The 7,874-nt window shown below is 71.3% G+C and carries 9 protein-coding genes; 7 read left to right on the plus strand and 2 right to left on the minus strand.

All coding sequences use genetic code 11. The features are described from left to right. The 4 genes from E1283_RS27500 to E1283_RS27515 all read left to right on the plus strand — a co-directional run. Positions 1–1,003, plus strand: a 1,003-nt coding sequence (locus tag E1283_RS27500; RefSeq protein ID WP_132820863.1) for a glycoside hydrolase family 43 protein, incomplete at its 5' end; no start/stop codon positions are given. A 246-nt stretch (positions 1,004–1,249) separates the two neighbouring features. Beyond that, on the plus strand, positions 1,250–1,531 hold the full coding sequence (locus E1283_RS27505; RefSeq protein WP_132820864.1) for a type B 50S ribosomal protein L31: 282 nt from the start codon (positions 1,250–1,252) through the stop codon (positions 1,529–1,531). After that, positions 1,531–2,676: a CobW family GTP-binding protein gene (locus E1283_RS27510; protein ID WP_132820865.1), complete on the plus strand. Its 1,146-nt coding sequence runs from the start codon at positions 1,531–1,533 to the stop codon at positions 2,674–2,676. Before E1283_RS27505 ends, E1283_RS27510 begins: the two co-directional genes overlap by 1 nt. A gap of 395 nt (positions 2,677–3,071) precedes the next feature. Next, entirely contained in the window at positions 3,072–3,308 is a 237-nt protein-coding gene (locus E1283_RS27515) for a DUF397 domain-containing protein (protein ID WP_132820866.1), read from the plus strand. A 90-nt stretch (positions 3,309–3,398) separates the two neighbouring features. On the opposite strand, the gene E1283_RS27520 is transcribed toward E1283_RS27515, so the two are convergent. Further along, entirely contained in the window at positions 3,399–3,917 is a 519-nt protein-coding gene (locus tag E1283_RS27520) for an ATP-binding protein (protein ID WP_341829957.1), read from the minus strand. A gap of 377 nt (positions 3,918–4,294) precedes the next feature. On the opposite strand from E1283_RS27520, the gene E1283_RS27525 reads away from it, so the two are divergent. Continuing rightward, positions 4,295–5,134, plus strand: coding sequence for a helix-turn-helix domain-containing protein (locus E1283_RS27525; RefSeq protein WP_132820870.1), 840 nt, complete (start codon positions 4,295–4,297; stop codon positions 5,132–5,134). A gap of 39 nt (positions 5,135–5,173) precedes the next feature. Here E1283_RS27525 and E1283_RS27530 read toward each other — a convergent pair whose 3' ends face one another. Continuing rightward, positions 5,174–5,806, minus strand: coding sequence for a PadR family transcriptional regulator (locus E1283_RS27530; RefSeq protein WP_132820868.1), 633 nt, complete (start codon positions 5,804–5,806; stop codon positions 5,174–5,176). A 189-nt stretch (positions 5,807–5,995) separates the two neighbouring features. Between E1283_RS27530 and E1283_RS27535 the strand changes: the two genes are divergently transcribed. Together E1283_RS27535 and E1283_RS27540 are read left to right on the plus strand one after the other, a co-directional pair. Continuing rightward, positions 5,996–7,036, plus strand: a complete 1,041-nt coding sequence (locus E1283_RS27535) for an ATP-binding cassette domain-containing protein (protein WP_425086239.1) — start codon at positions 5,996–5,998, stop codon at positions 7,034–7,036. Then, positions 7,033–7,854 (plus strand): ABC transporter permease, encoded by an 822-nt coding sequence (locus E1283_RS27540; RefSeq protein ID WP_132820869.1) that lies wholly within the window; start codon positions 7,033–7,035, stop codon positions 7,852–7,854. Before E1283_RS27535 ends, E1283_RS27540 begins: the two co-directional genes overlap by 4 nt. Positions 7,855–7,874: the final 20 nt, after the last annotated feature.

Consider the following 7,874-nt stretch of genomic DNA (forward strand, 5'->3'; position numbering starts at 1 on the left):
CGCCACCGCCGACGCCCCCGTCGCCCCCGCCGACGACGGGCCGCGGCCGACCGCCGCGTTCACCAACCCGATCGTCAGCCAGAACGGCGCCGACCCCTGGGTCACCTACTACCAGGGGCGCTACTACCACCTCGGCACCACCTGGGCCTCCCACTGGGAGATGCGCAGCGCCACCACCCTGGCCGGCCTGCGCAACGCGCCCCCGGTGACCGTCTACCGGGAGACCAACGCCAGCCGCTGCTGCAACTTCTGGGCCCCCGAGCTGCACCGGCTCAACGGCCCGAACGGCACCCGCTGGTACCTGACCTACAGCGCCGGCGTCGCCGCGAACATCGACAACCAGCACGTCCACGTGCTGGAGAGCGCCGGCGACGACCCGCTCGGCCCGTACACCTACCGGGGCCAGGTCGACCCGTACGGCGACAACCGCTGGATGATCGACAGCAGTTACCTGACCATGCCGGACGGCCGGCTCTACCTGCTGCACTCGTTCTGGGAGGGCGGAACCCAGAACCTGTACATCGCGCCGATGTCCAACCCGTGGACGGCGTCCGGACGCGGCGTCCGCATCTCGTCCCCGAACTACGCCTGGGAACGGTCGGGTTCCGGCGTCAACGAGGGGCCGGTGATCCTGCGGCGCAACGGCAGGACGTTCCTCGTCTACTCGGCCTCGCACTGCAACACGCCCGACTACAAGCTCGGGATGCTGGAGTTGGTCGGCTCCGACCCGATGAACGCCGCGTCGTGGCGGAAGTTCGCGAACCCGGTCTTCCAGCGGAACGACGCGGCCGGCGTCTACGGGCCCGGCCACAACGGGTTCTTCACCTCGCCGAACGGCGCCGAGACGTGGATCGTCTACCACGCCAACTCCTCGGCCTCCGACGGCTGTAGCGGCACCCGCACCACCCGCGCCCAGCGCATCTCGTGGAACGCGGACGGCACCCCGAACTTCGGCACCCCGGTGGGCAACGGCGTCTCGCTGACCGGCCCGGCCGGCGAGTAACCCCCACCCGGCGCCACTCCGGCCGCCCCACCGCCCGACGGTGGGGCGGCCGACTCGTGTCGTGCGAGCGCGTGAGCCGGCGGTGGGCCCGGCGGTGTGATCCTCTTCTTAATGAAAATGGTTTCCGTTTCGGTAGACTGGCGGTCGCTCACGTGGATCCACCGGCGCGGATCGGGTACCCGTAGCCAGCCCGGTGCCCGCGAGTGCGGTGCTGAACGTGAGGAACGCAAGGAAGAGAGGCCAGCCATGAAGTCCGGAACACACCCCGAATACCGGCCCGTCGTCTTCCGTGACCGGACCGCCGGGTACGCGTTCCTGACCCGCTCGACCGCGGACAGTGACCAGACCATCGAGTGGGACGACGGCCGCAGCTATCCGGTGGTGGAGGTGGAGACCTCCTCGGCGAGCCACCCCTTCTACACCGGCAGTCGACGCGTGGTCGACACCGAGGGCCGGGTGGAGCGCTTCGAGCGCCGGTACGGCCGTATGAACGACGAGACCCGCGAGAACGAGGGCGAGGAGAGCTGATGCTGCCGGTCGTCATCGTCGGCGGACTGCACGCCGACGCCCGCCGCACCGCCGTGCGGCGACTGCTCACGGGGGTGCCGGGCAGCGTCGCCCTGCACCACGACCTGACCGGATCGGCGTCCACCGGCACGGTGGCCCGCCTGGTGCGGGACGCCGGGGCCACGCTGAGCACCGGCGAGACCCCGCTGGTCAACGACTGCGCCTGCTGCGCGCTGCGCGAGGACCTGGTGCCCGAACTGCTGCGGCTGGCGGACGACGACCGGTGCCGCCTCGCGGTGGTCGAGCTGTGGGACTCGGTCGAGGCGCGCTCCATGGTCGAGGTCATCGCCACCCACGGGGCCGGCCGGCTGCTGCTCACGGGCGTGCTCACCGCCGTCGACCCGGCGCTGGTGCTGCCGTACCTGGCCAACGGCGACGACCTGGCCGAGGTCGGGCTCGCCACCGCGCGGACCGACCAGCGGACGGTCGCGGACACCTGGGCGCGGCAGTTGGAGTACGCGCCGACGCTGGCGCTGGTCGGCGGCGACCAGCCGGCCGACGACCTGGACCGGGCGCTGCTCACGCAGTTGCACCCGACGGCGCGGCGGGTGCTGGTCGCCGATCCGGAGTTCCCGCGGTACGCGTCGGCCGGCTTCGACGTGGAGTCGGCGGCCGCCCGCCAGCACCCGGCGAGCGCGCTGCTGCCGCAGGAGGCGGAGGACGCGGGCGTCAGCACCCTGGTGTGGCGGCACCGTCGGCCGTTCCACCCGGAGCGGCTGTACACGGCGTTGGAGGAGCTGACGTGCGCCGCGCCGCGCAGCCGGGGCCGCTTCTGGCTGGCCGACCGGCCCGACACGCTGCTCTCCTGGGACGCGGCGGGCGGGGCGCTGTGCGTGGACAACGTCGGCCCCTGGCTGGCCGCGGTGCCGGACGCCGCCTGGGAGATGGCGCCGGCGGTCCGCCGGGTGGCGGCCGCGATCGACTGGGACGAGGAGGTCGGGGACCGGGTGCAGCACCTGGTCTTCACGGCGCCCGGGCTGGACCGGGAGGGTCTGCGGGCGCGGTTGCGGTCCTGTCTGCTGACGGACTCCGAGTACGCGGGTGGTCGTGCGGCGTGGCGGGAGCTCGCCTCGGCGTTCGACGAACTGCTCGATCCGGTGTCCTGAACACCGGACGGCCGACCGGCCGACCGGCCGGCGTCCCGCCGGCCGGTCGGCTGTGTCCGTGTGGTTCCCGTGAGGTGTGTCGTGCGCCGTTGCAGCCCCTTGAGTTCGGGGCGCGGGCGCGAGGCGTGACGCACCTCACGGGGCACGCGCGCCGTACTCGTTCGCTTCCCCTGCGCTGTACCGATTTCCGGCGGATGTGATGGAACCGGATGCGGCGCCGCACCGTCTCATGAATGGCACGGACCAATGAGTTGTGACGGGGTGGCGACAGCCCGTCGTGCACGTGCATTCGCGCGTGCATATGCAATTGAACGACGTTAGTATCTGGGTCAGTTGAGTCTCATGTTGACGCGTGAGGCTCTTGTTGCATCACGAGCACGACCCGGGAGAGTCCAGTGCCCGACGCGTACAACGGCATTGCCGCGCACGAACTCCGGGACGTGGTGTGGCTCAAGAGCAGCCACAGCAACTCCCAGGGGACCTGCGCGGAGTTCGCGAAGTTGCCCAGTGGGGACGTTGCCGTTCGCAACTCCCGTTTTCCCGAAGGGCCGGCGCTGGTCTACACGCCGGCCGAAGTCGAGGCGCTGCTGCGTGGCGTCAAGGACGGCGAGTTCGACCACCTGATCCCGTGATCGGTTGACTCGACCGTCCGTCGAACGACCCTGACCGGCCGGCCGAACGGCCGCCGGTCTCGGGTCACGGATCTCGGGGTTCGGGTTCTCTCAGTCGGTCTGGAAGACGGCCCAGACGACCTTGCCGCGACCGCCGGCCAGCATCCGCCAGCCCCAGCCGTCGCTGAAACACTCCACCAGGTGCAGCCCGCGCCCCGACTCCGCCGAGCCGTCCATGCTGCCCGGCTGGCTCGTCCGCGGCAGGGCGCCGCTCGGGTCCTGGACCGCGCAGATCAACCGCCGCGCGCACCGCATCAGTTCCAGCTCGACCAGGGGCCGGGAGACCGTCACCGGCGCGGCCGGCTGGGCGGCCGACTGGGACGGGACGCCGCCGGTCCCGGCGGTCGGACGCGGCCCCGCGCCGTGTCGCAGCGCGTTGGTGACGAGCTCGGACACGACGAGGCCGACCGAGTCGAACTGCTCGGGTATTCGCCAGCCCATCAGCGTGCTGCGGGTGAACTCCCTTGCCCGGCGCACCGATTCGGGGCGCTGGGTGAGACCGAGGGTGGCCGTGCCGGAGAGCGTGCGCAGGTCTACGGGCGGAAAGGGTTGCCCTAACTGGTCCAGCATGGGCGTTCCTCTGGTCCCCATGGCGCGGCACTCCTGGCGTTGCGGCGGCGGCACTGCTGTCGTCGGGGGCCGACGTCGAGTCCGGTCCTCCGAACCCCGCCGGACGCGGTTGAGCGCGGCAGGGCCAAGCTGACGCACCGGTTCCCAGCGCGTAGGACTCATGCTTCCCAAGGCTTACGGCAAATGCAAGGGCAGATGCACGTGCACGAAAAAATTTGATGGACTGTAATCATGCGCACACCGAATGAGACGCATTCGTGGCAGACTTCTGCGGTCGGAGGTGGAGGGCAGTGAGTCTCATGAGTTCTCAACGGATCGCGGAGGGCACCGGCGCGGCCGCCGGGGTCGCCAACCCGCCCGAGGCCGCCGATGGCTCGATGGTCCGTCGCATTCTGCTCGGCTCACAGCTGCGCAGGCTCCGCGAGGCGTGCGGGGTCACCCGTGAGGAGGCGGGCTACTCGATCCGGGCCTCCGAGTCCAAGATCAGCCGGATGGAGCTGGGGCGCGTCAGCGTGAAGCCGCGCGACGTCGCCGATCTTCTCACGCTCTACGGAGTCACCGACGACGCCGAACGTGAGCCGCTGCTCGGCCTCGCCCGCTCCTCGGGCCAGGCGGGGTGGTGGCACAGCTACAACGACGTGCTGCCGAGCTGGTTCCAGACCTACATCGGCCTCGAAGCGGCGGCGGAACGCATCTCCACCTACGAACTCCAGTTCGTACACGGCCTGTTGCAGACCGAGGCGTACGCGCACGCCGTCGTGGTCGGCGGGCACAAGGGGCGGCTGCCCCGGTCCGAGGTGGACCGGCGGATCGCGCTGCGGCTGGCCCGGCAGAAGCTGCTGGTCTCGGAGAACGCGCCGCACCTGCACTGCGTCCTCGACGAGTCGGCGCTGCGTCGGCACCACGGCGGGCGCGAGGTGATGGGCGAACAGCTCACCGCGCTGCTGGAGTTCGCCGACTACCCGAACGTCACCCTGCAGGTCGTGCCCTTCGCCCAGGGTGGCCACGTGGCCGAGTCGGGCGCCTTCACGCTGTTGCGCTTCGCCGAGCGGGAGCTGTCGGACCTGATCTACCTGGAGCAGCTGACCGGTGCGCTCTACCTGGACAAGCGTGAGGAGGTCGCGGCCTACCAGGTGGTGCTCGACCGGCTCGCCGAGTTCGCGCTCAGCCCGGACGGCACCCGGGACCTCCTCGCGGAGATGCGCCGGATCCTCTGAACCGGATCCCGACCCCCATCCCTACGCGCCCGGCGCCGCCTACCTGTCCAGCGCGTCCTGCGCGAAGGGGTTCTTCATGTCCGGCGGCAGCACGTCGACGCTGCGCTCGCCCTCGTCCGCCATCACGTACGCGCCGCCCTTCAACCGGTCGATGAGGCCGCGGGTCCATTCGGCCTGGCTGCGCGAGTTGTGCACCCACAGCCGCATGACCTCTCCGATGTGCCCCCACTCCGCGGGGGTGTTCCCGGGCGGCGCCCAGTGCTGCTCGACCTCCTCGCGCCAGCCCTCCAGGGCCGTCACCCGTTCGCTCAGCAGCTCGATCGCCTCCTCGCGGGGGAGGTCGACGATGAAGCCCACTCCGGCGGTGAGCAGGTCGATGCGCTGGTCGTGGGCGCGCAGCGATTCCCGCAGCATCTCCAGATAGGCGTCCTCGCCGGCGTCGGTCAGCTCGTACTCGGTGCGCGGCGGGCCGCCGGCCGGGCTGGGGGCCGTCTCGTGTGCGACCAGCAGGCCCTGCCGGGCCATCTGCTTGAGCGCGTGGTAGATCGACCCGGGCTTGGCGTTCGACCACTCGTGCGCGCCCCAGAACTCCAGGTCGTTGCGCACCTGGTAGCCGTGCGTCCGGCCGTGCTGGCGCACCGCGCCGAGCACCAGCAGCCGAATGACCGACATCCGTTGCCGCCTTCCCCTTGCGTTCTGTGCTGATCAGTGTCCTGGGCCGCAGTCTCTCACCGTGCCGCTAATCAAGTTTGACTACCCGGCGCCGGTGGGGTTACCCTCGGCCGCTCACTCATCAAATTTGACTACCTGTGCTCATCTCCACCCACATCTCGGCCCACCCTCACCCACCGGGAGGCACGCGTGCCCGATCACGCGATCCTGACCGAGGACCTGACCAAGGTCTACCACCGCACCAAGGAGACCAACACGGCGCTGGCCGGGCTCGACCTCGCCGTCGAACGCGGCACCGTGCACGGCGTGCTCGGCCCCAACGGCGCCGGCAAGACCACCGCCGTCCGCATCCTCACCACCCTGCTACGGCCCACCGGCGGCCGCGCCGTGGTGGCCGGCCACGACGTGACCCGCCAGCCGGACGAGGTCCGCTACCGGATCGGACTGCTCGGCCAGCACGCCGCGCTCGACGAGGAGCTGAGCGGCCGGCAGAACCTCGAACTCTTCGGCAGGCTCTACCACCTCGGCGGCCGTGGCGCGGCCGGCCGCGCCACCGAACTGCTGGAGCGCTTCGGCCTCGCCGACACCGGCAGCCGGGCCGTCCGCCAGTACAGCGGCGGCATGCGCCGCCGGCTGGACCTGGCCGCCAGCCTGATCACCCGGCCCGAGGTCCTCTTCCTCGACGAGCCGACCACCGGCCTCGACCCGCGCGGCCGCACCGAGGTGTGGAACGCCGTCCGCACCCTCACCGGTGGCGGCACCACCGTGCTGCTCACCACCCAGTACCTGGAGGAGGCCGATCAACTCGCCGACCGCATCTCGGTGATCGACCGCGGCCGCCGGATCGCCGAAGGCACCGCCGACGAACTCAAGGCGCGGATCGGTGCCGACCACATCGACGTGGTGGTGCGGAACCCTGCGCGGCTGTCCGAGGCCGCCTCGGTGGTCGGCATGGCCGCCGGGGCCGCCGAGACCCACACCGACCCGGACCGCCGGCTGGTCAGCGCGCCCGTCACCAACCGGATGGCCGCCCTGGCCGAGACCGTGCGCGCCCTGGGCGCCGCCGCCATCGACGCCGAGGACATCGCCCTACGCCGGCCGACCCTCGACGAGGTCTTCCTCCACCTGACCGGCAACACCCCGGACGACCCCGACCACCCCGCCGCCGCCGGCACGCCCGGCGACTCCTCGACCGGTGGGACCCACGACCACTCGGAGGCCTCCGCATGACCGCGACGGCCACTCCCCTCGCACCCCCGACGGGCCGGCTGCGCCGGGCCCTCGTCGACTCCGCCACCATGACCCGCCGCGGACTGGCCCACTGGGCCCGCCAACCCGGCGCCCTCGCCACCGGATTGGTCTTCCCGGTGATGATGCTGGTGATGTTCGCCTACTTCCTCGGCGGTGGCATGGCCGTCGAGGGCGGCGACTACGCGGACTACCTCGTGCCCGGAATGCTGGCGCTCACCATGGCCTTCGGCCTGGAATCGACCATGGTCGCCCTCACCCAGGACATCAACCGCGGCATCCTCGACCGTTTCCGCTCGATGCCGATCGCTCCCTCCTCCGTGTTGGTCGGCCGCAGCCTGCTCGACATGATCGAGTCGGCCGCCAGCCTGCTGGTGATGATCGGCGCCGGCCTCGCCATCGGCTGGCGCTGGCACGGCACCCCGGCCGAGGCACTGGCCGCCGTGGGCCTGCTCCTCCTGCTCCGCTTCGCCATGCTCTGGGTCGGCATCTACCTGGGCCTGGTCGCCGGCCGGCCCGAGATGGTGCAGGCCGTGCAGATCCTCGTGTGGCCGATCGGCTTCCTCTCCAACGCCTTCACCTCACCGGACACCATGCCCGGCTGGATCGGTGCCGTCGCCGAGTGGAACCCGATGTCCGCCACCGCCGGCGCCGTGCGCGACCTCTTTGGCAACCCCGGCTGGACCGGGGACAGCTGGGCCGCCACCCACCCCGTCCCGCTGGCCGTCGCCTGGCCCCTGCTCCTCCTCGCTCTCTGCGCCCCACTGGCCATGCGGCGCTTCTCCCGACTGAACGACTAGGCCCTGTCCGGGCGATCAAC

Origin of the sequence: Streptomyces hainanensis (assembly GCF_004348415.1) — a bacterium.
GTDB classification, from domain to species: Bacteria; Actinomycetota; Actinomycetes; order Streptomycetales; family Streptomycetaceae; genus Streptomyces; species Streptomyces hainanensis.

Excerpts from the sequence above, each read along its gene's own strand:
- E1283_RS27505 (WP_132820864.1), top strand. The coding sequence starts at position 1,250 with ATGAAGTCCGGAACACACCCCGAATACCGGCCCGTCGTCTTCCGTGAC.
- E1283_RS27510 (WP_132820865.1), top strand. The coding sequence starts at position 1,531 with ATGCTGCCGGTCGTCATCGTCGGCGGACTGCACGCCGACGCCCGCCGC.
- E1283_RS27520 (WP_341829957.1), bottom strand. The coding sequence starts at position 3,917 with ATGCTGGACCAGTTAGGGCAACCCTTTCCGCCCGTAGACCTGCGCACG.
- E1283_RS27525 (WP_132820870.1), top strand. The coding sequence starts at position 4,295 with ATGGTCCGTCGCATTCTGCTCGGCTCACAGCTGCGCAGGCTCCGCGAG.
- E1283_RS27530 (WP_132820868.1), bottom strand. The coding sequence starts at position 5,806 with ATGTCGGTCATTCGGCTGCTGGTGCTCGGCGCGGTGCGCCAGCACGGC.
- E1283_RS27540 (WP_132820869.1), top strand. The coding sequence starts at position 7,033 with ATGACCGCGACGGCCACTCCCCTCGCACCCCCGACGGGCCGGCTGCGC.